This window comes from Pseudomonas sp. FG35 (assembly GCF_057809295.1).
On record NZ_JBMDJR010000009.1, the window covers coordinates 245210 to 271340 of the forward strand.

Genomic DNA, 26131 nt, shown 5'->3' on the forward strand with positions numbered 1-26131 from the left:
GCTGGGAAATCGAAATGGCTTGACGCCGTGACCCGGCCTAGTCTAACCGCATTCACAAGGCTTACAGGGCCGGAAAGCGCAATGACCAGCGTTTGTTTTGAAAGTGTTTGCATAGGCAGTTCAAAAAACCTCGATCGAGGTTTTTTTCAATGAATCTGTTCAGTTTGCGGCGCCAGACGCCGAGTCTCGATGACCTGGCTTTTGAAACCCAAGAATCGGATGCCGCTGATGGCCTGAATGCCGAACGTCTGATGCCCAGCGTCGAGCGTCCGCAGCAGGTATTCGTTCGCGGTCAAGGCTCCTGGCTATGGGACAGCAATGACCGCGCCTACCTGGACTTTTCCCAGGCCGGAGGCGCCAATAGCCTCGGCCACAGCCCTTCGGCGCTGGTCAAAGCCATTGCCAACCAGGCCCAGGCCCTGATCAATCCCGGTTTCAATCTGCACAACCGCGGCATGCTCAGCCTTGCCGAACGTCTTTGTGCGAGCACTGGCAGTGATCAGGCATACCTGCTCAACAGTGGCAGCGAAGCCTGTGAGGCGGCGATCAAACTGGCGCGCAAATGGGGCCAGCTGCATCGCGGCGGCGCCTCGCGGATCATTGTCGCCAGACAAGGCTGTCACGGACGTAGTCTGGCGACGATTTCGGCGTCGGACAGTTGCAACCTGCACAACCGTTTCGCACCGTTGCTGCCCGGTTTCGATCCGGTACCGTTCAATGACCTGCCGGCGCTGCATGCAGCAGTGGATGCGCAGACCGTAGCAATCATGCTCGAACCGATCCAGAGCGATGCCGGAGTAATCCCTGCGACCGAGCATTACCTCAAGGGTGTTGAACGCCTCTGCCGTGAGCTGGGGATTCTGCTGATTCTCGACGAGGTTCAGACCGGCATCGGCCGTTGTGGCACCTTACTCGCCGAACAGTCCTACGGCGTGCGCGCCGATATCGTCGTGCTCGGCAAAGGCCTCGGCGGCGGTGTTCCACTGGCGGCGCTGCTGGCGCGAGGCAAGGCCTGCTGTTTCGATTCTGGCGAGCTGGGCGGTACTCATCATGGCAACGCGCTAATGACCGCCGCAGGGCTGGTGGTGCTCGACAGCGTGCAGGACCGTGCATTCCTCGAACAGATCCGCGACAACTGCCAGCATCTGCGCGAAGGGCTCGCCCGTCTGGCCTATCGTTATGAGCATGGCGAGTTACGCGGGCAGGGGCTGTTCTGGGGACTGAGCCTGTCGGAAGACTCCGCCGAGGCCGTTGTCAAAGCCGCGCTTCACGAAGGTTTGCTGCTCAACGCCCCACAAGCCGACTGCCTGCGCTTCACACCGGCGCTCAACGTCAGCAAGGCCAACATCGACGAAATGCTCCTGCGCCTGGCCCGCGCCTTCTCCCGGGTACGCACCGCGCAACTGCAATGCCGCAAAGGGATTGCCGTCTGAGCTGAAATTTCCCACCCGAATTCAAGAACCGTCTCGCGGTATAACGCACGCCCCACTCCTGATTCTTTTGGCGTGGGGCGTTTTTTTGTGGCCGGATAATGGCAATCAGATGGCGAGATTGCGGTTTGCACTGAACCCTGACAAACGGCACAGGTCGATTAGCTTGTATGGCTCAGGTGAGCCAACCCCCAATCAGGAGCTGCCCCATGGACTTTATCCGCATCATCATTGCCATTCTGTTGCCGCCTCTGGGTGTGTTTCTGCAGGTCGGGTTCGGCGGCGCGTTCTGGCTGAACATTCTGCTGACGTTGTGCGGTTACATCCCGGGGATCGTGCATGCGGTGTACATCATCGCCAAACGCTGAGTCTCAGTCCGTCAAACCCATCACTCGCCGGTAGAACCGCCATTCCTGCTCCAGCGCATGGGCCTGATTGGCGGCCCGGCGGAAGCCGTGGCGTTCATCGGCGTAGTAATGCGCTTCGACCTCAATGCCGTTTTGCTCCAGGGCCGCGACCATGTCGCGGGTCTGTTGCGGCACGACTACGGCGTCCAGTTCGCCCTGAAAGAAAATCACCGGTACGCGGATGTTGCTTGCGTACAGCAACGGCGTGCGGGCGGCGTAGCGTTCGGCATCTTTCTCTGGATCGCCGATCAGCCAGTCCAGATAATCGCCTTCAAACTTGTGCGTAGCGCGGGCCAGTGCCACCGGGTCACTGACTCCGTACAGACTGGCGCCAGCGCGGAATACCTGATGGAACGCCAGGGCGCACAACGTGGTGTAACCACCGGCGCTGCCGCCACGGATGAATGCACGATCACCGTCGATCATGTCGCGATCATTAAGGTAGGCCACGACCGCACACGCGTCCTCGACGTCCACCGCGCCCCAACTCAGATGCAGCGCCTGCCGATACTCCCGGCCATAACCGCTGCTGCCTCGGTAGTTGAGATCGGCGACGGCGAAGCCACGCTGCGTCCAGTACTGAATGCGCGGGTCGAGCATCGGGTAGCAGGCCGACGTCGGGCCGCCGTGAATGAACACCACCAGCGGCGGCTTCACATCACCATTCGTGGCCGGGTAAAAGAAGCCGTGGGCTTCACCCGAACCGCTGGGATAGCGCAGAGTTTGCGGGCGGCTGATGCGCTCGGCGGGTAGCGGTGCGACTCCGCCGGCCAGGATGTTCACTTCACGCGATTCGCGATCAATGGCGATCACCGCTGAAGGGCTGATCGGTGAGGCGGCAATGCAGTAAATAAATTGATCATCGACAGCCAGATGACGGAAGCGGCTGTAGTCGCCGGTGAAGTCTTCACCGTTGAGCGCCAGACGACCGAAACCGCCTTCGCTCCAGCTCGCCAAAAAGCCTTCGTCGGTGGGCAGCCAAGTGCAGCCACCAAGTTGCCATGGAGCTGGTGCGTGATCGGCTTTGGCGCTAGCTAACGGTTGCAAGTCGTTTGCCGACGCGACCCACGGTTGCCAATAACCACCACGATCGGTCAGACAGCCCAGTCGGCCATTGGCATCGAAACGCGGTTGCTGGATCGACTCTTCAAGGGTTTCACCCGCCACACAGCGTGGGACGGAAAACCCGCTATCCGAGCGCTCGGCGAGCATCAGTCGTGTGGATGTCCACGGCTGATACGGACGGCTCCACTCGATCCACGCCAAGCGCTGGCCGTCCGGACTGATGATCGGCGATGCATAAAAATCCGCGCCTTCAATCAGCCTATGACGCTCGCCATTCGCCAGATCGATAGCCACCAGCCGATGGCGATCACCGTTCTCTTCAATGGCCAGCACCTGCCCGTCGGCGTAATTCAGATCGCCATAACGACACTCGCCAGACGTCAATGCCACGGGCTCGCCGTCCAGCGTCTGGCGATACAGCTGTTGATCCGCCTCGTTGACGAAAACCACCCCGTCAGGCGTCAGGCAAAACGCCCCACCGCCATATTCGTACACCCGGCTGCGCACGCTGAAACCCGTAGGCGTCAGACATTTCGCCGCGCCATCGCGCCAGTGCCAGATCCGGCACGCGGCGTCTGTTGGGCGATATTCATTCCAGAACAAGCCATGGGCACCAAGTTGCAATTCGGCGAAATCCACGCCGGCAGCAACCGCAGCGGTGGCGCTGAAAGGCTCAGCCTTTGGCGATGAGTCGCGAGTTTCGTTCATTGCGAAAGGCCAGTTGTTCGATGGTCTGGGTGGCGTGCTCGGCTTCTTCGCGGGCCTTGAGGATCACGCCGTGATGTTCGGACTTGCTGCACACCGGGTCGGCATTGCTGGCATCGCCGGTGAGCATGAAGGCCTGGCAGCGGCAGCCGCCGAAGTCCTGCTCTTTCTCGTCGCAGGAGCGGCACGGCTCGGGCATCCAGTCATAACCGCGAAAGCGGTTGAAACCGAACGAGTCGTACCAGATGTGCTGCATGCTGTGGTCGCGCACATTGGGAAATTGTACCGGCAGCTGTCGGGCGCCATGACAGGGCAGGGCGGTGCCGTCCGGTGTGACCGTCAGAAACAGACTGCCCCAGCCGTTCATGCAGGCTTTCGGGCGCTCTTCGTAGTAGTCCGGGGTGACGAAAATCAGCTTGCACGGATGCCCTTGGGCTTCCAGTTTTGCGCGGTATTCGTTGGTGATGCGTTCGGCGCGAACCAGTTGTTCCTTGGTCGGCAACAGGCCGACACGATTGAGCTGCGCCCAGCCGTAGAACTGGCAGGTGGCGAGTTCGACGAAGTCGGCCTCCAGCGCAATGCACAGTTCGATGATGCGGTCGATCTTGTCGATGTTGTGCCGATGAGTGACGAAGTTCAGCACCATCGGATAGCCGTGAGCCTTCACGGCGCGAGCCATTTCCAGTTTCTGCGCGAAGGCCTTTTTCGAGCCGGCGAGCAGGTTGTTCACTTGCTCGTCGCTGGCCTGGAAACTGATCTGGATGTGATCGAGCCCGGCCTTCTTGAAGTCGCTGATCTTCTGCTCGGTCAGGCCGATGCCGGAGGTGATCAGGTTGGTGTAGAAACCCAACTGGCGCGCTTCGCGGATCAGCTCGGCGAGATCCTGGCGCACCAGCGGTTCGCCCCCGGAAAAGCCCAGCTGCGCCGCACCCATCTCCCGCGCTTCGCGGAACACCTTGATCCACTGTTCAGTGCTCAGCTCTTTGCCCTGCTCGGCGAAATCCAGCGGATTGGAGCAATACGGGCATTGCAGCGGGCAGCGGTAAGTCAGCTCGGCGAGCAGCCACAGCGGCAGGCCGACTTCCGGTTTGGCCGGGACTTGCACCGATGACTCAGGCAAGTTCGATCCAGTGCTGCGCACGGGCAACCTCCATGAATTGCTCGATGTCGTCACCGAGCTCGGGCACGCCGGGGAACTGTTTGTCGAGTTCGGCAATGATCGCCGCGACATCCCGCTCACCGTCGATCAGGCCGCCGATCAATGCGGCACTTTCATTGAGTTTGATCATGCCTTCCGGGTACAGCAGCACATGGCCTTTCTGCGCCGGTTCGTACTGGAAACGGTAGCCGGGACGCCAGGTCGGGGTCTTCCTGCGGTCGAAACTCATAAGGCGATTCCTTTATGCCAGACCCGTTGATCGGTGACGCTGTGATACGGCGGGCGGTTCAGTTCGTAGGCCATGCTCATGGCATCGAGCATGCTCCAAAGGATGTCCAGTTTGAACTGGAGAATTTCCAGCATGCGTTCCTGGCCTTCGCGGGTCTTGTAGTGCTCCAGCGTGATCGCCAGACCATGCTCGACATCGCGCCGGGCCTGGCCGAGACGGGTGCGGAAATATTCGTAGCCGGCCGGGTCGATCCACGGGTAATGCTGCGGCCAGCTGTCGAGGCGCGACTGGTGGATCTGCGGCGCGAACAGCTCGGTCAGCGAGCTGCTGGCGGCTTCCTGCCAACTGGCGCGGCGGGCGAAGTTGACGTAGGCGTCGACGGCGAAACGCACGCCGGGCAGCACCAGTTCCTGGGAGCGCAATTGATCCGGATCGAGACCGACGGCCTGGCCGAGGCGCAGCCAGGCTTCGATGCCGCCATCTTCACCGGGCGCGCCGTCGTGGTCGAGCAGGCGCTGAATCCACTCGCGACGGATCTCGCGATCCGGGCAGTTGGCGAGGATCGCCGCGTCTTTCAGGGGGATGTTCACCTGATAGTAGAAGCGGTTGGCGACCCAGCCCTGTATCTGCTCACGGGTGGCCCGGCCTTCATACATCGCCACGTGATACGGGTGATGAATGTGGTAACAGGCGCCCTTGGCGCGCAGGGCCGCTTCGAATTCGGCGGGGGACAGCGGGGTGTCGGTCATTGCGGTTCTCCGGGCATTCGTTACAGGACGATGCTCATGCCGTCATACGCCACTTCAACATTGCGTCGAACCAGTTCCGCGCGCTCCGGCGAGTCTTCGTCGAGAATCGGGTTGGTGTTGTTGATGTGGATAAGCACCTTACGTTGCTCGGGAAGCTGTTCCAGCACTTCGAGCATGCCGCCAGGGCCATTCTGCGCCAGATGGCCCATTTCGCGGCCGGTGCGGGTGCCGACGCCACGACGCTGCATTTCATCGTCGTCCCACATCGTCCCGTCCACCAGCACGCAGTCGCTGCCGGCCATGATTTCCAGCAATGGCGCGTCGACCTTGCCCAAACCCGGCGCGTAGAACAATTTGCCGCCGGTGCCGAGGTCTTCGACGATCAGGCCGATGTTGTCGCCCGGGTGCGGGTCGAAGCGGTGCGGTGAGTAGGGCGGTGCGGCGCTGCGCAACGGCAGCGGGGTGAAGCGCAGGCTCGGGCATGCGGCGACGGTGAAACTCTGGTCGAGTTCGATGCGGTTCCAGTCCAGCCCGCCGTTCCAGTGCTTGAGCATGGTGAACAGCGGGAAACCGGTGCTCAAGTCTTCGTGGACCATGTCCGTGCACCAGACCTGATGCGGGCAGCCTTCGCGCAGGCTGAGCAGGCCGGTGGTGTGGTCGATCTGGCTGTCCATCAGGATGATCGCGCTGATGCCGGTGTCGCGCAGGGCCCGGCCCGGTTGCATCGGGGCGAAGCTCTGAAGCTGCGCGCGGATGTCCGGCGAGGCATTGCACAGCACCCAGTTCACGCCGTCATCGGAAATCGCGATGGACGATTGGGTACGGGCCTGGGCATTCAGGCTGCCGTCGCGAAAACCGGCGCAATTGACGCAGTTGCAGTTCCACTGCGGAAAACCGCCACCGGCGGCCGAACCCAGAATCTGGACGAACATGAACGCTCCATCATTTCAACGCTGAAAATAAAACGCCCCGGCGAGCCGAGGCGTTGCACTGCAGTGTTCTGCTTGAGGCAGGACTCAGCGGCTGGCGAAGTACATGGTGACTTCGAAGCCGATGCGCAGGTCGGTGTAAGCAGGTTTAGTCCAAGCCATCGGGTGACTCCTTTTTCAGGTGGGTGAGATAGCGCTATCCATAGGTATAGTCCACGGCAGCGCGGGGATGTTCCAAATAGTTAGGTGGCTATGTTACTCAAAATTTCAGGGGCTTTGCCCGTGAATCTTTGAGAAAGCTCCTTGCAGCCCCGGTAATGATCATTTAGCCGCGTGCCAGGGCGCGCCCGGCGAAGGGCTGTTGGCCAGGCCGTGCCAGCCGCCCTCGGCGCGGATCAGACGTTGTGCGGCGGCCAGCAACGCCGGGCGATCCAGTTGAGCGACTGCGCTGCGTAATTGCAGCAGATAATCCGACGAGTGGCCGGCGAGGCGGGCCTGCCACAGGAGTTCGGCCGCATCTTTGCCGGACAGGACGTTGTCATCGAACTGATCGGCAAGCGTCTGGCGTTGCTGAGTGAGGCTGGCGGCATCCAGCTGTTCGACAAGGGCTGGCAGGCCATCGAGAAACTGCTGAATGTGGTCGAGCAATTGCGCGGCGGTGGCCGTGGGCGATTGCACACCGAACAGCAATCCGGTCTGGCCGTGGAGCTGGCGCAGGCCGCTGAACACCGCATAACCGAGTTGCAATTCAACGCGCAGGCGTTGGTAGAACGGCGTCTGGCACAGGTGGGCGATCAGGCGCCACGCGGCTTCGTCAGCGATTTCGTGGCTGGCGGTTGGGCAGAACAGCAACAAGGCGTGTTCGCTGGACGCGCTGTCGATCTGACTCCACAGGTATCCAGAGTTGATTGTCGACGGTGGGGGAATTTGATTGTCCGGGATGCCGGGGATACGGCTCAGGGCGAGGCCCATGGCTGACTGGGTTTGTTGGTTTAGCCCCAAAGCCAGACCGTCCCAGCGGGAAGTTGTCCACAGCTGCGCGGCGTCATCGGATTCGCCTACCGCTGTCAGGCACTTTTCGGGCAATGCCTTGAGCAGTTGGCGGATCGGTATCAGCGCAGGTTGCGGCTCGCCTTTCGCGGAGTCGGCGCCCACTTGTGTCAGAGATTTCAGCGCGTGCTCCAGCACAACGGGCAGCGTGTCCTGCAGGCCAGTGAGTTTGAGCAACCACTGATCAGCTGAGGCGCTGAAGGACAACTCGACCCCAGCCTGACGCGCGTCGTCGGAAACCTCCCGCAGACTGCGTTGCAGTTTCGCTTGCAGCTCGGCCGTGGCCGCGGCTTCCGTCTGCCAGCGAACATATACCGCACCTTCGTCACCGTTATCCGGCAGCGCTTGGCTGAATTGCATCGGCGAGCGTTCGCGACGGCTGCGCGAGCGATCCTGAGCGAACGTGCGCAGGCCACGGTGGGCGCTGGTCTGGCCGCGGATCAGGCCGGCGTTGGCCAGCGGCTCGGCTGTGCGCAGGAACGGATTGGCGGCAGGCAGATGCCAGTGGCTGCTGAAGTTATCCACAGTGCCGATTTTGCCGAGAATCACTTTCAGCGCCGCAACGGCCGAATCGCAGAGGCCGTTTTCACGTCGTTCGCTGTCGAGTCGCGCCAGCTGAAACGCGCCGCTGACCTGCTGCTGCCGTTCAAGCAGCGTTGCATACTCCTGACGCAACGCTGGCCAGTCCCGCTGCGCTGTGAAGAAGCTCAACCAGTCGAGAAACTGCGCGCGGAGAGCGTCGAGTGACCCGGATGCCCCAGTGAACTGAAGATGCAGAACTGCCTGCTCAGCAAATTGATAGGGCACACAGGCCTGTAAGCCTTCCGCGAATCCCTGCTGTTGCAAGTGAGCGAGCAGCCCACCGGGTTTGGCGCTGTTCAACCAGTGACAGAGAAACGCCAGCGCTTCGGCCGACGACTCCGGCAAACCCTCCAACGCAAACAGCAGATTTCCGTTCCGCTCGCCGAGCTGTTGATAACTTTCCTGTGCGTTGTCCATCAAGCGAACGGGGGCTGCCTGTGCAGTTTTATCCCCAGCCGTCAGCGCGGCGGCAAACTGTTCGGCCAGCGTGCGCAGCTCTTCAACACTTTGCGGCCCGACCAGGCTCAGGATCATCTGCCCGGTGCGGTAAAACTGCTGATGAAAGTCTTTCAACGCCTGCTGAAAATCCGCGTGTTCTACCGGCAGACTGTCGCGGTTCCCGGTATGAAAGCCGCGCAACGGATGCGATGCTGACAACCCTTCGAACAGCGCTTCTTTTTGCTGAGCTCCAGCATCCTGCGACCACGCGACAAACTCCGCCTGCAACACTTCCCGTTCCCGCAACTGATCGTCCGGATTCATACACGGACGGGCGAGCATGTCTGACAGACGCTCCAGCCCACCGCTGAAGGACGCCGGCGGCAATTCAAAGAAGAAATCGGTGGTGCGCTCGCGGGTGCTGGCATTCACCTGACCGCCGTGACCTTGCACGTAGGCCATCAGGCCTTGGCTTGCGGGAAAACGCTCGGTGCCGAGGAACAGCAAATGCTCAAGAAAATGCGCCAGCCCCGGCCACGCCAACGGCACGTCATGACTGCCGGCAGCCACCCGCAACGCCGCGGCGCTGCGCTTCAGGCCGGGCACGTGGCGCAGGGTCACGCGCAAGCCGTTGGCCAGGGTTTCGGTGTGGGGACGGGGATGGGTCGGCGCAGGCATGGGCACTTCCAGAACAGTGAAGTGCCAATGCTAGCGGATTAGCGCTTGTTGAGCGCGTCGTAAAGTTCGGGACGGCGGTCGTTGAAGTAACGGTTGGCGCTGCGCGAGTCGACCATCAACTGGCGATCCAGCTCGCCGACGATCAAGGCTTCATCCAGCCCGGCCTGAGCAATGCGGCTGCCATCCGGCGCGGCAATGCTGCTTTGTCCGCAGTAATGGATGTCGCCTTCGTGGCCGCAGTAGTTGGCGTAAGCCACGTAGCACTGGTTTTCGAAGGCACGGGAGCGCACGGAAACATCGGCAATGAAATCGAAAGGAATCATGTTGGCGGTCGGCACCAGAATCAGCTCGGCGCCCTCAAGGGCCAGGCGCCGGGCATTCTCCGGGAACTCCAGGTCGTAGCAGATCAGGAAACCGAGCTTCCAGCCGTTGAGCTCGACGATGGGAAACTCGCCATCGCCGGGGCTGAACATCGAACGATCCAGATCGCCGAACAGATGCGTCTTGCGGTAATTGCACAGGCGCTCGCCGCTCGAATCGATCAACTGCACGGCGTTATAGATCTGCCCTTCGGCGGTGCGCTCAGGGTAACCGTAAAGGATCGCCAGACCGGCAGCCTTGGCGATCCGTCCGACTTGCTGCGCCCACTCACCGTTGTAGACCTCGGCCAATGTCGCGACCGCCTCCTTGCCGATGTTGTAGCCGGTCAGGAACATCTCCGGCACCACCAGCAGGTCGGCGCCTTTGGCCTCCATCGCCAGTTGGTGCAGGCGCTGAAGGTTGGCGGCGGGTTCCAGTGGCAGCGGTGGACATTGGTAAAGGGCTACACGCATTGAAGATTCCTCTTACTCGGGCAGGGCGATCGGGCCGATGTCGTTGAACACATCACCCGGGCCAGGGTTCTCTTTATGTGTGGACCCGCCGAAGTGCTTCATGATTCCCCAGACTGCATTGAGCGAGGTCTGCACCGCACCTTCGACCCACGCAGGCGTCCATGATACGTCGTCGCCGGCGATGAAAATCCCGCGCTGCTCCTGCGGCATGTCGTCCTGCATGAAGTGCGCGTACATGCGCTGGTTGTAGCGATAGTGGCCGGGCAGGGCGCCCTTGAACGCACCGAGGAAGTGCGGGTCGGCTTCCCACGACACGGTGATCGGATCGCCGATGATCCGCGCGGCGATGTCGACTTTCGGGTAGATCTTCTTCAACGCATCCAGTGCCAGCTTCACGCGTTTTTCCACTGGGTGCGGGAGCATCTTCAGCGCATCGCTCATCCACGAGTACGACAGACAGATCACGCCCGGCTTGTCGTCGCCGTTATCGAACAGGTAGGTGCCACGGGTCAGGCGATCGGTGAGGGTCATGCTCATCAGGTCGCGACCGGTTTCCGGGTCCTTGTCCTTCCAGAACGGGCGGTCGACCATCACGAAGGTCTTCGACGATTGCATGTAGCGCGTGCGGTCCAGGGCCATCCACATCTTTTGCGAGAACAAGCTTTCGTCGCATTCGATCTGGGTGGTCAGCAGCCAGCTCTGGCAGGTGGTCAGTACGGCGGCGTATTCGCGGGTGTCGCCATTGTTGTCGGTGACCGCGAAACGACCGTCAGGCGCGTGGGCGATTTTCTTTACCCCGGAGCGCGGGGCACCGTGGTGAAGCGACTTGAGGCTGGTACCTGCCGGCCAGTGTACGCACCGCTCCGGCGCATGACGCCAGATGCCTTGCGGTACTTGTTCGACGCCGCCGACCACCAGATGCTGGTGATCGTCGCAGTTGGTCATCACCACACGGAAGATTTCCAGCATCGAGTTGGGGAAGTCCGAGTCCCAGCCGCCGGTACCGAAACCGACCTGGCCGAACACTTCGCGGTGATGGAACGACAGTTTGGCGAAGGCTTTGGAGGTGGCGACGAAGTCGTAGAACGTGCGGTCGTCCCACAACGGAACCAGCGTGTTCCACAGCTCTTTCAGGCGCGGCACGTCACGGTCGCGGATCGCCTGCTGGATATCGGCGAACTGCGAACCGGCCTCCAGAGCGTCGGCCCAGGCGTCAGCCACTTCCTGGAACAGTGCAGGAAGATCCTTCAGGCTCTGTGCATAATGGGTTTTGCCTTCCAGGTCGATCACGGTGCTGCCGGAGGCCGGGGTCAGCGGGTTGGGGAAGGGCTTGGTCTCGAGGCCGAGTTTGTCGACGTAGTGATAGAACGCGGTGGAGGACACTGGGAAACGCATGCCGCCGAGTTCGGCGACGATCCCGTCAGTACCGTTAAACGCTTGCGAACGCAGACGACCGCCGAGCTTCGAGGCCTCATACACGACCGGTTTCAAGCCGAGTTTCATCAGCTCATACGCCGCCACCAGACCCGCGATGCCGGCCCCGACGATGGCCACTTCGGCGCCGTGGTTGTGCTCGGGAATGCTGCCGAGACCGGCCGGGTGTTCGATCCAGTCGTCGAAGGCGAAAGGAAAGTCCGGGCCAAAAATGGTGATCGGTTTCTTACCGTCTGCAGGATGGCGATTGTTCTTGTTCATGGCTGACCTTGCTGGCGACCCGACGCTGGAGGCGCGTCTGAGTATAGGAAAAGATGCCAGCCATTCTAGGGAGCGTAGAACACGTTAATAAGACGCAATGTGTCGTCGTTTTGAGTGCATATGCTGCAATCTGACGATTTTATTGGTCAGACTGGATGGCCGCGATCAATCTTGCTGCTGAGAATGATCGAGGTCGTGGTTTTCTCCACACCGTCTACGCTGCCGATCTGATCCAGAAGTTGATCAAGCTGCTCCGGCGAATCGGTCCGCAGCCACGCCACATAATCGAATTCGCCACTCACCGCGCACAATTGCTGCACCTGAGCCATTGCGCTCAAACGGCGCAACACCTCTTTGCCGGAGCGTGGCTGCACCTTGATCCCGACGTAAGCCTGCAATCCGCCGTCCACCACGCGCTGGCCCAGACGCACGCTGTAGCCGATGATGACTTTGGCCTTTTCCAGCCGCGCCAGTCGTGAAGTCACGGTCGTGCGGGCGATCCCCAATTGCCGGGCCAGCATCGCCACGCTTTCGCGGGCGTTGATTTGCAGGGCTGCGATCAGCTGGCGGTCGATTTCATCAAGACCTGTGGAGGCGATTTTGGACATGGGTTATCTCGGAATTGGCCTGCCTACGTGCTTCGACGTATGCGAATCAGTCAATTAGCGCATCTATCAAACCTCCTGTCTATTGGAGAGGGCGCGCGACTATTGCCAATATCGAGCCCGGCAACACGATGCAAATCGTCGAGTAAGTTACAGAGATGCGTGATTTCTGATTTTTCTCGCAAGTTCGGCCAATTCCTGATCATCGGCACGCTTCCAGTCATGCGATGAGATATATCCCTCATAGCGAGTAAAATATTTATCGATATTTGAACTGATAGGTTTGAATTCGCTGCTATTACCGGTGCCGTGCATCGGGAACAGTTTTGCGTGAAGATGATCCACACCGTAACCCTCAAACATCATTCCTGTGCGTGCAACATCTGGAAGGGCGCTATCGAGTAATAAAGCAACGGCTTTTGCAGCCAGGGTCAACTCAGTGAGTGCCTGATCTGACTGTGCAAACGCGTAACTGGACGCGTGTGCTTTAGGGATGACAACGGTGAACCCCGGGGTGTTAGGACATATTGACAGAAATGCCAGATGGCTTTCGCTTTCCCAGATTACGTGTGCAGGTGCCTTGCCTGATGCGATATCGCAGAAAATGCAGCTCATTTATTTATCCAATATTGACCGGTCAATAAGTTTCAGTTTGGAAGTTTAAAGGAAAGTGGCAAGCGTCCCATTCGATAGTGTGATCTTTGTTCGACTCGAAACTCCGTTTGGCTAGCATTGCGATAGATCCGGAAGCCAACAGCGATGCCATATTTACATTTAGCGGGCCGAAACTGGGCATGATTGAGTGTGGGAGCCGCTGCCAGGGTGTGATTTCGGTCGTGGCGGATAAGGTTTCAACCTGTTCACCGGAATGCAGGTAAACCTTACAATTGGAGTGGTTGTAGCCTCCACTCACAACAGGAACTCCACTTGCCTGAGCAATGCCTGCCGCGTCTTCAGCCAGAGAGGACGGATTATCTGCGGTGATGATAATGATGTTGGCGTCGTATTGACGCTGCAGGTTCTCGATAGCGAATTTGTCCGCTTCTATCGCTAGAGTTTCGATCGTTGTATTCAGAAAACGCGCTTCAATGGCGTACTTCAACGTCGAGACTTTAGGCTGGCCTATGTCTGCCCTCGTCCAGAACAGCTGCCGATTGAGGTTGCTTTCCTCAATGGCGTCGGCGTCCACCAATATAAATTTTTTAATGCCGCAACCTGCCAGCACCATCGCAGTCACGCTACCGATCCCTCCGCAGCCAACAACCAGTGCGGTACTTTTTTCGATGGTGTTCGTGTCTTCGATGATTGCGCTGCAAGACGATGTCCCGCACAGAAAGTAACTAGTCGTTCTGCTCGTTGCCGGGTTTTCTAATAAAGCATGGATTTGGGCCAGTTCTTCGAGGGTGCCGGTTGCAAGTGAGCCAGCTTCGACCAAGCCTTTTGCAAGACCGGCAATTGATCGTTGATTGATTCTGACTGTGCTTTTAGGGCCATCAATCAACAAGCCGCTATCTGTTTCGGCAAAAAAAGTCGAGGGGGCGATCAAGCCCAAAACGTTTCCTTGTTCATCCTTTAGATAAAAATCGATTGCTGCACTGTCCATATTGCTTCTCTGATCGAAATGAAAATCCCAGGGCAGCGGTGCTGCAACCTGGGAGTTTACTTAGTTGCAGCGAGGCTTGGAGAACACAATGCGGCCATCAGAACACATGATTCCAATCATGGCTGTAGTGCCCGATGCGACGGTTTTCTTACCCATGACTGTTGTCAAAGGTTCGCTGCCCGAAGTTATAGCGTCTTTGGTTTGCGCAGCCTGTGCATTCAAGATGGAGGCACCCAGTATGAGTGCAGCGATACCTGCAGCAGCCTTAATTTCCATATTTTTAGCTCCATATTATTAATACTAATGATTCTTTCCAGCATTTCCATATTGTGTTTCTGATCTATTGTCTGTCAACTCTTGGTTGTTTCTGACTGTAAAAGGGGCGTCTGCGATAACTTGTGATAATTAATTTTTCGTTACATTGTTTTGGCGGTTTTAACCAAGGAGAACAGCGATTGCATGCACAAACTCGGCAGCAAACAGATGAGCTATATGATCCTGTGAATCAGATCGCGGCGTGAGCCGGCAGCATCGAGATGGGAGGTACGACAATCGCCGGATTGTAGAGACTGTGCGGTCTCGTTTATGCGTTGTCTGAGGGGGGGAACGCAGATACGAAAAAGCCGCACATAAGCGCGGCTTTTTCATGTTTGGTGGGCCCACACGGACTTGAACCGTGGACCAAAGGATTATGAGTCCTCTGCTCTAACCAACTGAGCTATAGGCCCTCAGTAGGCCGCGGATTATAGCGACGGTTTCTCGGCTGTGCTATCCGAAAAATCCGATACGGATATGCGAAGAAACGTCGCGGCGAATTCCTCGGGTGGCAGCGGCAGGCTGACGATGTAGCCCTGGATCTGCTCACAGCCTTCGGCGGCGAGAAATTGTTGCTGGGCCTGGGTTTCCACGCCTTCGGCGATCACGGTGAATTGCATGCTGCGGCCCAGGGCGATGATGGCGCGGACAATCGCCGCGTCGTGCGGGTCATCGGGCAGGCCGCGGACGAAAGACTGGTCGATCTTGAGGATGTCCAGTGGCAGGCGTTTGAGGTAGCTCAGCGAGGAATAACCGGTGCCGAAGTCGTCGATGGCCAGTTGCACGCCCAGGTGTTTGAGCTGGTGCAGCACCGCCAGCGCTTCTTCAGCCTGGCTCATGATGAAGTTTTCGGTAATTTCCAGTTGCAGTAATTCCGGCCGCAGGCGGTTGTCCTTGAGCAGTTGCTCGATGCGTCCCAGCAGGTTCGGCTGGCGCAGTTGCGCGCCGGCGAGGTTGACCGACAGCGGGCCGAGGGATTCATAGATCTGGCCCCACTCGAACATCTGCCGGCAGGCGGTTTCCAGCACCCAGTCGCCGATTTGCAGAATCATCCCGTTTTCTTCCGCCAGCGGAATGAAATGCTCTGGCGGTACTTCGCCGAAGTTCGGATGACGCCAGCGGATCAGGGCTTCGGCGCCGACCAGGCTGTGATCGTCGAGGCTGATTTTCGGTTGGTAATAGAGGTACAGCTCCTCGCGCTCGATGGCGCGGCGAAGTTCGTGCTCCAGCGCCACACGCTCGCTGGCCTGGGCGGTGAGATCGCGGGTGTAGCTTTCGACCCGGTTGCGGCCCTTGGCCTTGGAGCGATACATCGCTGCGTCCGCGTTTTTGATCAGGGTTGCGACATCGCAGCCGTCGCGCGGGTAGAGACTGGTGCCGATGCTGGCGCTGATGAAGAACTCATGCTCGCCAGCCTGGAACGGCGCGCCAAAGCAGTTCAGCAGTTTGGTGGCGATGTTGTCGGCATCGCCGGGTTGCTGCAGGCCGGGCAGCAGAATGATGAATTCGTCGCCGCCCAGCCGCGCGACGGTGTCGATATCCCGCAGTTGCTCCTTGAGGCGCACGGCGATGCCCTTGAGCAACAAATCGCCGACCGGATGACCGAGGCTGTCGTTGATGTGCTTGAAGCGGTCGAGGTCGAGGAACAGCACTGCGCCCTGGCCGCCGTTTTCCTGCTGGCTGTTGAGTGCCGTCAACAGACGGCTTTCGAACAGCGTGCGGTTCGGCAGGCCAGTGAGCGGGTCGTGATGCGCCTGATAGTCGAGTTTGGCCTGGGCGTGCTTCAGGCTGGAAATATCGGCGAACACCGCAACGAAGTGAGTGATGAACTTGTCGCGGTTGCGCACGGCGCTGATAGTCAGCCAGCTCGGGTACAGCTCGCCATTTTTGCGCCGGTTGGAGATTTCTCCCTGCCAGTGACCTTCATCGGTCAATTGATGCCACATCGCTGCGTAGAACGCGCTGTCGTGCAGGCCGGACGCAAGCAGGCGCGGGGTGTGGCCGAGCGCTTCGCTTTCGCTGTAACCGGTGATTTCGGTGAAGGCCCGGTTCACGGCGCTGATGTGTTGCTGAGTGTCGGTGATCAACACGCCTTCGGCGGTACTTTCGAACACGGTCGCGGCCTGTTGCAGCTTTTCTTGCATCAAGTGGCGTTCGGTGATGTCCCGGGCGATGGTCAACATGCAGTCTTCGTCGCCGATCGGCAGCGGACGGCTGGACACCTCGCAGAGGCGTATCTGCCCGTCGCTGCGGCGGATGTGGCAGCTGAAGTCACGAACGAACCCGTCGCGGTGCAGCAGGTCGAGCATTTGCTTGCGTTCGTTGAGGTTGACCCAGATGCCCAGGTCCAGCGCCGAGCGATCTACAGACATGGCGCTGTTGAAACCGGTGATACGACTGAAGCCTTCGTTGACCTCCAGCAACAGGCCATCGCTCTGGCGCGACAGCAGCAGGCCGTCCGGCGAGGCGTGGAAGGCCTTGGCGAACTTTTCTTCGGAGGTTTGCAGTTGCTGCTGGGTTTCCTTGAGCTGAGTAATGTCGCGCACCACCACGACCAGCGCCGGTGTGGTGTCGAGTTCGAAGGGTTCGGCGGAAATCAGTCCGGTGAACACCTGGCCATTATTGCGGCGAAAGGGCATCTCCAGGTTGCGAATGCTGCCGGCTTGCAGGCGCTGAAGCAGGCCCGGGCCGACTCCGGGAATGCCCCAGATGTTGAGTTCGGTGGCGGTCTGGCCAATCACTTCTTCGGCCTTGAGCCCGATCTGTTCCTCAAAGGCTTCGTTCACTTCCAGCAGGCAGCCGTCCGAGAGCCGGGCGATGACCAGAATGTCCGGGCATTGCTGGAACACTGAAGCGAACTTTTGTTCTGACAGGCGCAACGCCTCTTCGGTGCGCTTGGTTTCGCTGATGTCGATCATCAGGCCGCGCATCACCGGTTCGTGGCCGTGTTCGATCAGGCTGACAATGTCGCGCACCCACAAACAACGTCCGTCAGCGGTGATCACCCGGTAATCGAGGCTGTGGTCGCGCCCGGCCAGCACTTCATGATCGCAGAAACTCTGAGCACGAGTCAGGTCTGCCGGGTGAATGATGTTGCGCCAGAAGCCCGGAATCAGCCAATGGGACAGTGGATAACCGAGCAGGTCTTCGGCGTGGGGCGAAACATAGCTGTAGGTGAAATCGCTGATCCGCGCTTCCCAGGCGATGGCCGAAAGACTCTCCACCAGTCCGCGATAATGGTATTCGCTGCTGCGCAGCTCCTGTTCGAGGTCGATGCGTCGGGCAATTTCCGAGCTCAGACGACGGTTGATGCGGATCACCACCGCCAGCACGATGACCAGAAGCGAGAGGCCCGGTAACCCGTAAATCAGCAGATCCGACCAGAATGTCCGGTGATCGAGGACGTTGCCGACCCAATGCTCCTGGATGCTGCTGATTTCTTCCGGGGACATGTCGGCCAGCACCTTGTCCAGAATCCCCACCAGCATTTTGTTGTCCCGCGGGACGCCCATTGCCAGTTGGTAGCGGTAAGGGGTTTCGCCGCTGACATATAAACCATCCAGTTTGAGCTGGCGCAGGCTCCAGACGCTGGATGCCAGGTCTCCGACCACGGCGTCGACTTCATCGGTAGCCAGGGCCTGCAACGCGGAGCTGACGTTGGGCATCGCCACCAGGTTGAGGTCGGGGTGATGGGTGCGCAGCAGTTCGTGGGGCGCGTAGTTTTCGACCACGGCGATTTTCAGGCCGTAAAGATCCTCGAGCTTGCGTGGTTGCGGGCCGCCGACGTGGGCCAGGATGACGATCGGAAAGTCGAGGTAAGGGCGGGTAAATGAGAGGTAGCTTTGGCGTTCCGGGGTAGACATGATCCCCGGCAGCAGGTCGATCGTGCCGTTTTTCGCCTGTTCGAGCACTACCGTCCAGCTCACCGGCTCGATGGGCGTGAGTTTGATCGCCAGGCGTTGGCGAATCACATCGATATAGTCCGCAGCCAGGCCCTGATAGCGGCTCTGATCGTCGCGGAACTCGAAGGGTGGCCACGACGCATCGACACCCAGGCGCAAATCCGGGTGAGCCGCCAGCCAGCTACGTTCTTCATCGGTCAGAGTCAGCGCGTCAGCCGTTGCGGTCCAGATCATCAGTGACAGCAAAAAAAGCACGGACGCCAGTCTGGGCATAACGGTCTCGTTATGGCTCGGGGGGAATGTTTCGAGTGTAGACGGGCTGTGCGCGGGGGAGGGCGGAGCTGAGTATTTAATCTGCCATATAAACAAAACCCCCGGCCTGGGCCGGGGGTTCTGGTATCACTCGTCGAGGAAGGAGCGCAGATGCTCGCTTCGCGTCGGGTGGCGCAGCTTGCGCAGCGCCTTGGCTTCGATCTGACGGATCCGCTCGCGGGTCACGTCAAACTGTTTGCCGACTTCTTCAAGCGTATGGTCGGTGTTCATGTCGATACCGAAACGCATGCGCAGTACCTTGGCTTCACGGGCAGTAAGGCCGGACAGCACTTCGCGGGTCGCTTCTTTCAGGCTCTCGACAGTGGCGACATCGATTGGCGACTGCATGGTCGAGTCTTCGATGAAGTCACCCAGATGAGAGTCTTCGTCATCACCGATCGGGGTTTCCATGGAGATCGGCTCTTTGGCGATCTTCAATACCTTGCGGATCTTGTCCTCAGGCATTTCCATGCGTTCACCCAGCTCTTCCGGGGTCGGTTCGCGACCCATTTCCTGCAGCATCTGCCGGGAAATACGGTTGAGCTTGTTGATCGTCTCGATCATGTGCACCGGAATACGGATGGTGCGGGCCTGGTCGGCGATCGAGCGAGTGATCGCCTGACGGATCCACCAGGTGGCGTAAGTCGAGAACTTGTAACCACGACGGTATTCGAACTTGTCCACCGCTTTCATCAGACCGATGTTGCCTTCCTGGATCAGGTCGAGGAATTGCAGGCCACGGTTGGTGTACTTCTTGGCGATGGAGATCACCAGACGCAAGTTCGCTTCAACCATCTCTTTCTTCGCGCGGCGGGCTTTCGCCTCACCGATCGACATGCGACGGTTGATGTCCTTGATCTCGGCGATGGTCAGGCCGGTCTCGGTTTCCAGCGCGGTCAGCTTTTGCTGGCAACGGATGATGTCCGGTTGCACGCGGGCGATGGCTTCGGCGTACTTGCTCTTGCCTTTGGCCAGGGCGTCGGACCAGCTTTCGTCGACTTCGTTGCCCGGGAACTGGCGCAGGAAGTCGGCACGAGGCATACGTGCATCACGTACGCACAGTTGCATGATCGCGCGCTCTTGCTGACGCAGACGATCCAGGGCGCTGCGAACACGCTCGACCAGGGCTTCGAACTGCTTCGGCACCAGCTTGATCGGCATGAACAGCTCGGCCAGGGCCAACAGTTCGGCAATTGCCGCCTTGTTGTGACGACCGTGCTTTTTCAGGGCCTTGCGGGTGATTTCCATCTGGTCGGCGACAGCACCGAAGCGCTGTGCGGCAACGACCGGATCCGGACCGCTTTCGGCTTCTTCTTCGTCATCAGAAGCTTCGGCGTCATCGTCCTCGGAGTCGTCATCCGCTTTCGCGGCTTTCGCGTCGATCGGTGGCGGTACTTCGGCGGCAGGCGGCGTAATGCCGTCGTCCGGGTCGATGTAACCGCTCAGAACGTCGGACAGGCGACCACCTTCGGTGGTGACGCGAGTGTACTCGGAGAGAATATGGTCAACCGTGCCAGGGAAGTGCGCGATGGCGCTCATCACTTCACGGATGCCTTCTTCGATACGCTTGGCGATTTCGATTTCGCCTTCACGAGTCAGAAGCTCGACCGTACCCATTTCACGCATGTACATGCGCACCGGGTCAGTGGTGCGACCGATATCGGTCTCCACCGCCGCCAACGCAGCGGCTGCTTCTTCCGCAGCGGCCTCGTCGGTATCGGCGTCGGCCAGCATAAGGGCGTCCGCATCCGGAGCACTCTCGTGTACGGGGATCCCCATGTCGTTAATCATGCGGATGATGTCTTCCACCTGCTCCGGATCTGAAATATCCTCGGGCAGGTGGTCGTTGACCTCGGCGTAAGTCAGATACTTCTGCTCACGACCCAGTTTGATCAACTCAATAATACGAGACTGCTGTTGCGCTTTTCCGGACATAACACCCTATCCACTGAAGGTCTTGGCGGGCAAAAAACAAGCCGAGGATTATACCTGAGCTATGACCTCACGCGCCAGTTGAGGTCGGGTTTGATGCGGAAACATTGCGACTTAAAAGGTCGCGCAGTTGATTTTTCTCTTCGGCGCTCAGTTCGCTTTGACGCGCTTTCCTGAGCAGTTGTTCCAGATTTCGCTCGCGTTGGCGGGCTGACAAGCTAGTAATGGTGTCGAAAAACTGTTGTTCAAGGTTGTCTCCGTCAATCAGCCATTCCTTTTCCGCCAGCGCCTTGAGCAGGCGACCCTGTTCGGTTCCGTGCCATCGCGCGATCAACTGAAATGAGTTTAGCTTGGGATTCTTCTGTACGGCTTCGAGCAGTGCCACCAGCAGCTGTGCGTTGGTCTGGTTCTCGTCCGCGAAGTGCCCGGCGTCCTCGACTTTTTCCGCCAGTTGCGGGTGATGCAGCAAAGTTCTCAGGGCGGCCAGGGTCGGTGGTTCGACGGCGGCCGGCACGCGTGGGGCACGGGGCTGATCGCGATCACCGCCACGCTTGCCATTTTTGTCCCACGGTTTCTTGTCCCATTTCTTGCCGCCGGCACCGGATTTCTTCGGCGTCCATTCCTGCTGCGGCACATACATGTCCTGTGCCTGCGGCTGATGGTAGTCGCTGTAGTCCGGCATGGCGTCGTAATCGATGCCTGGGTCGTAGGCCGGCGGCGCTTCCTGCGGTGCGCTCTGGGCCAGCTGGCTGACGCTCTCGCTGCTCAGGCCGGTGATTTCCGTCAGGCGCTGGCGCATCAGGATGCGCAGGTTGGCGCCGGGGACCTTGTCGATCAACGGTGCTGCGAGCGTGGCCATGTGGGCCTTGCCCTCCAGCGAGCGCGGGTCGGCTTCTTCGGTCAGTTGCTGGAAGAAGTAGTCCGCCAGCGGCTGCGCGTGCTGATTGATCCGGGCGCGGAAGGCGTCAGTGCCCTCGGCGCGAATCAATGTGTCCGGGTCTTCGCCTTCGGGCAGAAACAGAAAGCGTGCACGGCGTCCGTCTTGCAGGCTGGGCAGTGTTGCTTCCAGTGCGCGCCAGGCAGCATTGCGGCCGGCCTGATCGCCGTCGAAGCAGAACAGCACGTTCGGCACGACGCGAAACAGGCGCTTGAGGTGTTCTTCGCTGGTGGCGGTGCCCAGTGTCGCGACGGCATTGCGCAGGCCTTGCTGGGCCAGGGCGATGACATCCATATAGCCCTCGACGACGATGATTTCGTCGAGGTTGCGATTGTTCTTGCGTGCTTCGTACAGGCCGTAGAGTTCCTGGCCTTTATGGAAAACCGGGGTTTCCGGCGAGTTCAGGTACTTTGGCTTGTCGTCGCCGAGCACTCGACCGCCGAAAGCGATGATCCGTCCACGGGTGTCGCGGATCGGGAACATCACGCGATCGCGAAAGCGATCGTAGCGTTTGCCGGTTTCGGCGTTTTCGATCAGCAGGCCGGCCTCGATCATGGCTTTCTGCTGCAAGGTGTCGCTGCTCAGGTGTTTGAGCAGGTTGTCCCAGCCCGGTGGTGCGAATCCGAGACCGAAGTCGCGGGCGATCTCGCCGGTCAGGCCGCGACCCTTGAGGTAATCCACCGCTGCCTTGCGTGCCGGATGGCTTTTGAGCGCCTGTCGATAAAAGTCGGCGGCGGCGGTGAGCAGCGGGTACAGCGGTGAGTCGGTCGGCTGGCGCGGTTTGTTCGAACGACCGCCTTCTTCACGCGGCACTTCCATGCCGGCGGCTTTGGCCAGGTCTTCGACAGCCTGGGGGAAGTCCAGGTTGTCGTGATCCATGAGAAAGCCGAGGGCGTTGCCGCCGGCGCCGCAGCCGAAACAGTAATAGAACTGTTTGTCGGGGCTGACGCTGAACGACGGGGTTTTCTCTTTATGGAACGGGCAGCAGGCGGTGTAGTTTTTGCCGGCCTTCTTCAATTGCACGCGCGAGCTGACCACGTCGACGATGTCGGTGCGGTTCAGAAGGTCGTCAATGAAGCTCTGGGGAATCAGCCCGGCCATGGCGTTCTCGTCTGCGCTGTAATGGATCCGATGCGAAAGGCGGCCGGACGCGGGTCATTGAGTGATGCACGCACGTAGGGCGGCTCGACCGGTGTCGTTTGCGTAATCGCTGTCGGGAAGTGTATCTGCCGAAAATCCACTGACGTTAGTGTTCATCAGTCTTCGACTATTCGAAAATGTTGCGCTGAATCCGCTGACGGCCTGTAATCGGCCTCGGATAGCTCATGAAGCGGGCACGCAAGCAGGTGCCTTGGGCTGATCGTCGTAAGAGGAATCAGTGGGTGTGCTCGTCAGTAGCCTTGAAAGGCTCGTCAGAAAAGACGTGCACCGCTGGCAAAAGAGCCAGGCCTGACGCGGTGAAGCGGGTTTGTCTCGGTCGCATCTGCGGCTTCGACGGTGAAGCATCAAGCGTTTTACGCAAATGCCATTAGCCCGGCTGAGGGCCGGGCTTGGCAGAAGCTTGCTACGATCGTCTGTGTATTAGTACAGACGAACGGCGCGGCGCTGTTCGCGCTGAACTTTCTTGGCGTGACGCTTAACAGCAGCAGCTGCCTTGCGCTTACGCTCAGAAGTTGGCTTCTCGTAAAATTCGCGGCTACGAACTTCAGCCAGTACACCGGCTTTTTCGCAGGAGCGCTTGAAACGACGCAGAGCTACGTCGAAGGGTTCGTTCTCTTTAACTTTGACGGCTGGCATCCAGAGCTACCTTCATTCATTACCGGGGTCAACATCCTCGCGGCAAAAGAGCACTTGAAGACGTCGGTTTTTAAGGGTTGCGGATGTTAACCCCTCATCGCTCGGAATGCAAAGCCTCTGATCGAAAACCGCTGGTCGGGGCATCACGCGGCGACTATTATGCGCGCCTTCGAATTCAGCCTAAACAAGGCGCAAACCCATGCTAGTACTGGGATTAGAAACTTCCTGCGACGAAACCGGCGTCGCTTTGTACGACAGCGAGCGCGGACTGCTGGCCGACGCGCTGTTCAGTCAGATCGACCTGCACCGCGTCTATGGCGGCGTGGTGCCGGAGCTCGCTTCGCGCGACCACGTAAAGCGCATGCTGCCCCTGATTCGTCAGGTGCTGGCCGAGGCCGACTGCGTGCCGACCGAAATCGACGCCATCGCCTACACCGCAGGTCCCGGCCTGGTCGGGGCGCTGCTGGTGGGGGCTTCGTGTGCCCAGGCGCTGGCGTTTGCCTGGGGCATTCCGGCGCTCGGCGTGCACCACATGGAAGGCCATTTGCTGGCGCCGATGCTGGAGCCAAAACCGCCGGAATTTCCGTTCGTCGCTTTGTTGGTGTCCGGTGGTCATACGCAGCTGGTTCAGGTCGATGGCATCGGCCAATACAGTCTGCTCGGCGAGACGCTGGATGATGCCGCGGGCGAAGCTTTCGACAAGACTGCAAAAATGATGGGCCTGAATTATCCGGGCGGTCCGGAAATCGCCAAGCTGGCAGAGAAGGGTGTCGCAGGACGTTTCACCTTCCCGCGTCCGATGTGTGATCGCCCGGGTCTGGATTTCAGCTTCAGCGGCCTGAAGACCTTCGCCCTCAACACCTGGCAGCAATGCGTCAGCGCCGGGGACGACAGCGAGCAAGCCCGTTGCGACATCGCGCTGGCGTTCCAGCAGGCCGTGGTGGAGACTTTGACCATCAAGTGCAAGCGTGCCCTGAAGCAGGCCGGCATGAAGCGTCTGGTGATCGCCGGAGGCGTCAGTGCCAACAGGGCGCTGCGTGTTTCGCTGGAGAAGATGCTCGGCGACATGAAGGGCGATGTGTTCTATGCCCGTCCCGAGTTTTGCACCGATAACGGCGCAATGATTGCGTTTGCCGGCTGCCAGCGTTTGCAGGCCGGCCAGCAGGAAAGCCTGGCGATCAGCGTACAGGCGCGCTGGCCGATGGAGCAATTGTCAGCGCTGTGATAAGCAGCGCTCACATGCGGTATTTAAAAATGCCGTTCGCGCCCGGCGAACAGGTCGCGTAGATTGCCCCGGTGGCGCCAGACGATCAGCAGTGTCAGCGTGCTCATCGGCAACAGCGCTGCCGGTTCCTGCCAGGCCAGCAACGGCAGGGTCAGCGGAGTGGCGATCAACGCCGCCAGCGAGCTGGTGCGGGTCAGGTAGAACGTCAGCAACCAGGCGCACACGGCCAGCAGCGCGGCGGGTGGATACAGGCCCAGCAGCATGCCGGCCGCCGTGGCAACGCCCTTGCCACCGCGAAAGCGGAAGTACAACGGGAACAGGTGACCGATCACGGCGCAGACGCCGATCCACGCCTGATCCTGCAGCGAAAGGCCCATTGCCGAAGCGATCAGCACCGGCAACAGGCCTTTGCACAGATCACCCAGCAGGGTCAGGATCGCGAGTTTGCGTCCGGCCAGGCGCAGCATGTTGGTGGCGCCGGCATTACCCGAGCCACTCATTCGCGGGTCCGGATTCCCGGTCAGGCGGCTGAGCAAAATGGCGAAGGACAGAGAGCCGAGCAGGTAGGCGAGGATCGCCAGTAACCAAAACATGCTAACTATTCCGGGCGAGGACGCCCTGATTCTAACGGCGCATTGCGCCCTTGTCGTGCAGCGGAGAAAAGTGCTTGGACAGAGTGTTTATCGAGGGCCTGGAAGTCGACACCGTGATCGGTGCCTACGACTGGGAGCGCGGCATCCGACAGTGCCTGCGTCTTGATTTGAGCTTCGCCTGGGACAATCGCCCGGCCGCCGCCGGTGACGACCTGACCCTGGCGCTCGATTACGCCAGTGTGTCCACACGGATCCAGGCCTTTGCCGAGCAATCCCAGTATCAACTGGTCGAGACCTTCGCCGAGCGTCTGGTTGAAGTGCTGATGAATGAATTCAAGATCACCTGGGTGCGCCTGAAGCTGACCAAGCCAGGTGCCGTACCGGCCGCCAAGGGTGGTGTGGGTGTGGAGATCGAGCGCGGATGCCGCTGACCCAGGTCTATCTCGGGCTCGGTAGCAATATCGAGCGCGAAACCCATTTGCAGGCCGGTCTGGATGCCTTGTCCACGTTTCTGGTGGATATACGCTGTTCGCCTGTGTTCGAAAGCCAGCCGGTGGGAATCAAGAGCGGGCCGTTCTTCAACTTCGTGGTGTCGGCGTTCACCGATCTGCCGTTGATCGAGCTGGATCGCCGCTTGAAGTTCATTGAAGCGGACAACGGTCGTTATGCGCCGGATCGCAAGGGCTTGCCGCTGGACATCGACGTGTTGTTGTACGGCGATCTGGCGGGCAACTTCGACGGGCTGATCCTGCCTCGTGCGGAAATCCTGAAAAATGCCTTTGTGCTGTGGCCGCTGTCGCTGATTGCGCCGGATCGGGTGCATCCCGGTGCAGGAAAAAGCTTTGCCACGTTGTGGGCCGAAGCGCAGATCGATCAGGTGCTGGCACCGGTCGGATTCGAGTGGCGCGGTATTCAGCTCACGCCTTCAGATCTGTCTTGAACAGTTTGATCCGCCCTCGCG

At 59.7% G+C, this 26131-nt stretch carries 23 protein-coding genes and 1 tRNA gene; 5 read left to right on the plus strand and 19 right to left on the minus strand.

Annotation, left to right across the window (positions count from 1 at the left end; all coding sequences use genetic code 11):
- The first annotated feature begins 149 nt into the window (after positions 1-149).
- Positions 150-1433, plus strand: a complete 1284-nt coding sequence (locus ACODTD_RS19395; protein ID WP_011336232.1) for an aspartate aminotransferase family protein — start codon at positions 150-152, stop codon at positions 1431-1433.
- 206 nt (positions 1434-1639) lie between these two features.
- Positions 1640-1798 (plus strand): YqaE/Pmp3 family membrane protein, encoded by a 159-nt coding sequence (locus ACODTD_RS19400; protein WP_003228885.1) that lies wholly within the window; start codon positions 1640-1642, stop codon positions 1796-1798.
- Between the two features lie 3 nt (positions 1799-1801).
- On the opposite strand, the gene ACODTD_RS19405 is transcribed toward ACODTD_RS19400, so the two are convergent.
- The 18 genes from ACODTD_RS19405 to rpsU all read right to left on the minus strand — a co-directional run bounded on the left by ACODTD_RS19405 (position 1802) and on the right by rpsU (position 23352).
- A complete protein-coding gene (locus ACODTD_RS19405; protein WP_041475444.1) occupies positions 1802-3610 on the minus strand; it encodes a S9 family peptidase in 1809 nt (602 codons plus the stop codon).
- Complete coding sequence (gene pqqE, locus ACODTD_RS19410; protein ID WP_221616014.1) at positions 3576-4748, minus strand: pyrroloquinoline quinone biosynthesis protein PqqE; 1173 nt, start codon at positions 4746-4748, stop codon at positions 3576-3578. Before pqqE ends, ACODTD_RS19405 begins: the two co-directional genes overlap by 35 nt.
- Positions 4720-4995, minus strand: a complete 276-nt coding sequence (gene pqqD / locus ACODTD_RS19415; protein ID WP_489105100.1) for a pyrroloquinoline quinone biosynthesis peptide chaperone PqqD — start codon at positions 4993-4995, stop codon at positions 4720-4722. The genes pqqE and pqqD overlap by 29 nt, the downstream gene beginning before the upstream one ends.
- Entirely contained in the window at positions 4992-5744 is a 753-nt protein-coding gene (gene pqqC / locus ACODTD_RS19420; protein ID WP_489105101.1) for a pyrroloquinoline-quinone synthase PqqC, read from the minus strand. Before pqqC ends, pqqD begins: the two co-directional genes overlap by 4 nt.
- Before the next feature lie 20 nt (positions 5745-5764).
- A complete protein-coding gene (gene pqqB / locus ACODTD_RS19425) occupies positions 5765-6676 on the minus strand; it encodes a pyrroloquinoline quinone biosynthesis protein PqqB (RefSeq protein ID WP_011336227.1) in 912 nt (303 codons plus the stop codon).
- Between the two features lie 84 nt (positions 6677-6760).
- Positions 6761-6835, minus strand: a complete 75-nt coding sequence (gene pqqA, locus ACODTD_RS19430) for a pyrroloquinoline quinone precursor peptide PqqA (RefSeq protein WP_003444522.1) — start codon at positions 6833-6835, stop codon at positions 6761-6763.
- 159 nt (positions 6836-6994) lie between these two features.
- Complete coding sequence (gene pqqF, locus ACODTD_RS19435) at positions 6995-9421, minus strand: pyrroloquinoline quinone biosynthesis protein PqqF (RefSeq protein ID WP_285354384.1); 2427 nt, start codon at positions 9419-9421, stop codon at positions 6995-6997.
- 38 nt (positions 9422-9459) lie between these two features.
- Positions 9460-10254 (minus strand): carbon-nitrogen hydrolase family protein, encoded by a 795-nt coding sequence (locus ACODTD_RS19440; RefSeq protein ID WP_011336225.1) that lies wholly within the window; start codon positions 10252-10254, stop codon positions 9460-9462.
- A 12-nt stretch (positions 10255-10266) separates the two neighbouring features.
- On the minus strand, positions 10267-11949 hold the full coding sequence (locus ACODTD_RS19445; RefSeq protein ID WP_011336224.1) for a flavin monoamine oxidase family protein: 1683 nt from the start codon (positions 11947-11949) through the stop codon (positions 10267-10269).
- Positions 11950-12095: 146 nt separating this feature from the next.
- Entirely contained in the window at positions 12096-12557 is a 462-nt protein-coding gene (locus tag ACODTD_RS19450) for an Lrp/AsnC family transcriptional regulator (RefSeq protein WP_489105102.1), read from the minus strand.
- Between the two features lie 147 nt (positions 12558-12704).
- Positions 12705-13169: an HIT family protein gene (locus ACODTD_RS19455; protein WP_011336222.1), complete on the minus strand. Its 465-nt coding sequence runs from the start codon at positions 13167-13169 to the stop codon at positions 12705-12707.
- 22 nt (positions 13170-13191) lie between these two features.
- Positions 13192-14157: a HesA/MoeB/ThiF family protein gene (locus ACODTD_RS19460; RefSeq protein ID WP_011336221.1), complete on the minus strand. Its 966-nt coding sequence runs from the start codon at positions 14155-14157 to the stop codon at positions 13192-13194.
- Positions 14158-14217: 60 nt separating this feature from the next.
- Positions 14218-14433 carry a hypothetical protein gene (locus tag ACODTD_RS19465; protein WP_041475442.1) on the minus strand — a complete coding sequence of 72 codons (216 nt, stop codon included), beginning with the start codon at positions 14431-14433 and terminating at the stop codon, positions 14218-14220.
- 375 nt (positions 14434-14808) lie between these two features.
- A tRNA-Ile gene (locus ACODTD_RS19470) sits at positions 14809-14885 on the minus strand.
- A 15-nt stretch (positions 14886-14900) separates the two neighbouring features.
- Complete coding sequence (locus ACODTD_RS19475; RefSeq protein WP_489105103.1) at positions 14901-18647, minus strand: bifunctional diguanylate cyclase/phosphodiesterase; 3747 nt, start codon at positions 18645-18647, stop codon at positions 14901-14903.
- A gap of 126 nt (positions 18648-18773) precedes the next feature.
- The gene (gene rpoD, locus ACODTD_RS19480) at positions 18774-20621 is read right to left on the minus strand and encodes an RNA polymerase sigma factor RpoD (protein WP_221616018.1); all 1848 of its coding nucleotides are present in this window, start codon (positions 20619-20621) and stop codon (positions 18774-18776) included.
- A gap of 67 nt (positions 20622-20688) precedes the next feature.
- The gene (dnaG, locus tag ACODTD_RS19485; RefSeq protein WP_221616019.1) at positions 20689-22656 is read right to left on the minus strand and encodes a DNA primase; all 1968 of its coding nucleotides are present in this window, start codon (positions 22654-22656) and stop codon (positions 20689-20691) included.
- Positions 22657-23136: 480 nt separating this feature from the next.
- Positions 23137-23352, minus strand: coding sequence for a 30S ribosomal protein S21 (rpsU, locus tag ACODTD_RS19490; RefSeq protein WP_002551877.1), 216 nt, complete (start codon positions 23350-23352; stop codon positions 23137-23139).
- Between the two features lie 199 nt (positions 23353-23551).
- Here rpsU and tsaD point away from each other — a divergent pair, with 199 nt between their 5' ends.
- Positions 23552-24577, plus strand: coding sequence for a tRNA (adenosine(37)-N6)-threonylcarbamoyltransferase complex transferase subunit TsaD (tsaD, locus tag ACODTD_RS19495; RefSeq protein ID WP_011336217.1), 1026 nt, complete (start codon positions 23552-23554; stop codon positions 24575-24577).
- 23 nt (positions 24578-24600) lie between these two features.
- Here the strand turns inward: tsaD and plsY are convergent, their stop codons facing one another.
- Positions 24601-25170 (minus strand): glycerol-3-phosphate 1-O-acyltransferase PlsY, encoded by a 570-nt coding sequence (gene plsY, locus ACODTD_RS19500; protein WP_007959895.1) that lies wholly within the window; start codon positions 25168-25170, stop codon positions 24601-24603.
- Between the two features lie 74 nt (positions 25171-25244).
- On the opposite strand from plsY, the gene folB reads away from it, so the two are divergent.
- Together folB and folK are read left to right on the plus strand one after the other, a co-directional pair.
- Positions 25245-25601 (plus strand): dihydroneopterin aldolase, encoded by a 357-nt coding sequence (gene folB, locus ACODTD_RS19505; protein WP_011336216.1) that lies wholly within the window; start codon positions 25245-25247, stop codon positions 25599-25601.
- Positions 25592-26110, plus strand: coding sequence for a 2-amino-4-hydroxy-6-hydroxymethyldihydropteridine diphosphokinase (folK, locus tag ACODTD_RS19510; RefSeq protein ID WP_011336215.1), 519 nt, complete (start codon positions 25592-25594; stop codon positions 26108-26110). The genes folB and folK overlap by 10 nt, the downstream gene beginning before the upstream one ends.
- The last annotated feature ends 21 nt before the right edge of the window (positions 26111-26131 follow it).

Bases quoted from the DNA above. Each gene is read 5' to 3' on its own strand.
- ACODTD_RS19395 (WP_011336232.1), top strand. From the start codon at position 150: ATGAATCTGTTCAGTTTGCGGCGCCAGACGCCGAGTCTCGATGACCTG.
- ACODTD_RS19400 (WP_003228885.1), top strand. From the start codon at position 1,640: ATGGACTTTATCCGCATCATCATTGCCATTCTGTTGCCGCCTCTGGGT.
- ACODTD_RS19405 (WP_041475444.1), bottom strand. From the start codon at position 3,610: ATGAACGAAACTCGCGACTCATCGCCAAAGGCTGAGCCTTTCAGCGCC.
- pqqD (WP_489105100.1), bottom strand. From the start codon at position 4,995: ATGAGTTTCGACCGCAGGAAGACCCCGACCTGGCGTCCCGGCTACCGT.
- pqqC (WP_489105101.1), bottom strand. From the start codon at position 5,744: ATGACCGACACCCCGCTGTCCCCCGCCGAATTCGAAGCGGCCCTGCGC.
- pqqB (WP_011336227.1), bottom strand. From the start codon at position 6,676: ATGTTCGTCCAGATTCTGGGTTCGGCCGCCGGTGGCGGTTTTCCGCAG.
- pqqF (WP_285354384.1), bottom strand. From the start codon at position 9,421: ATGCCTGCGCCGACCCATCCCCGTCCCCACACCGAAACCCTGGCCAAC.
- ACODTD_RS19440 (WP_011336225.1), bottom strand. From the start codon at position 10,254: ATGCGTGTAGCCCTTTACCAATGTCCACCGCTGCCACTGGAACCCGCC.
- ACODTD_RS19445 (WP_011336224.1), bottom strand. From the start codon at position 11,949: ATGAACAAGAACAATCGCCATCCTGCAGACGGTAAGAAACCGATCACC.
- ACODTD_RS19450 (WP_489105102.1), bottom strand. From the start codon at position 12,557: ATGTCCAAAATCGCCTCCACAGGTCTTGATGAAATCGACCGCCAGCTG.
- ACODTD_RS19455 (WP_011336222.1), bottom strand. From the start codon at position 13,169: ATGAGCTGCATTTTCTGCGATATCGCATCAGGCAAGGCACCTGCACAC.
- ACODTD_RS19460 (WP_011336221.1), bottom strand. From the start codon at position 14,157: ATGGACAGTGCAGCAATCGATTTTTATCTAAAGGATGAACAAGGAAAC.
- ACODTD_RS19465 (WP_041475442.1), bottom strand. From the start codon at position 14,433: ATGGAAATTAAGGCTGCTGCAGGTATCGCTGCACTCATACTGGGTGCC.
- ACODTD_RS19475 (WP_489105103.1), bottom strand. From the start codon at position 18,647: ATGCCCAGACTGGCGTCCGTGCTTTTTTTGCTGTCACTGATGATCTGG.
- rpoD (WP_221616018.1), bottom strand. From the start codon at position 20,621: ATGTCCGGAAAAGCGCAACAGCAGTCTCGTATTATTGAGTTGATCAAA.
- dnaG (WP_221616019.1), bottom strand. From the start codon at position 22,656: ATGGCCGGGCTGATTCCCCAGAGCTTCATTGACGACCTTCTGAACCGC.
- rpsU (WP_002551877.1), bottom strand. From the start codon at position 23,352: ATGCCAGCCGTCAAAGTTAAAGAGAACGAACCCTTCGACGTAGCTCTG.
- tsaD (WP_011336217.1), top strand. From the start codon at position 23,552: ATGCTAGTACTGGGATTAGAAACTTCCTGCGACGAAACCGGCGTCGCT.
- plsY (WP_007959895.1), bottom strand. From the start codon at position 25,170: ATGTTTTGGTTACTGGCGATCCTCGCCTACCTGCTCGGCTCTCTGTCC.
- folK (WP_011336215.1), top strand. From the start codon at position 25,592: ATGCCGCTGACCCAGGTCTATCTCGGGCTCGGTAGCAATATCGAGCGC.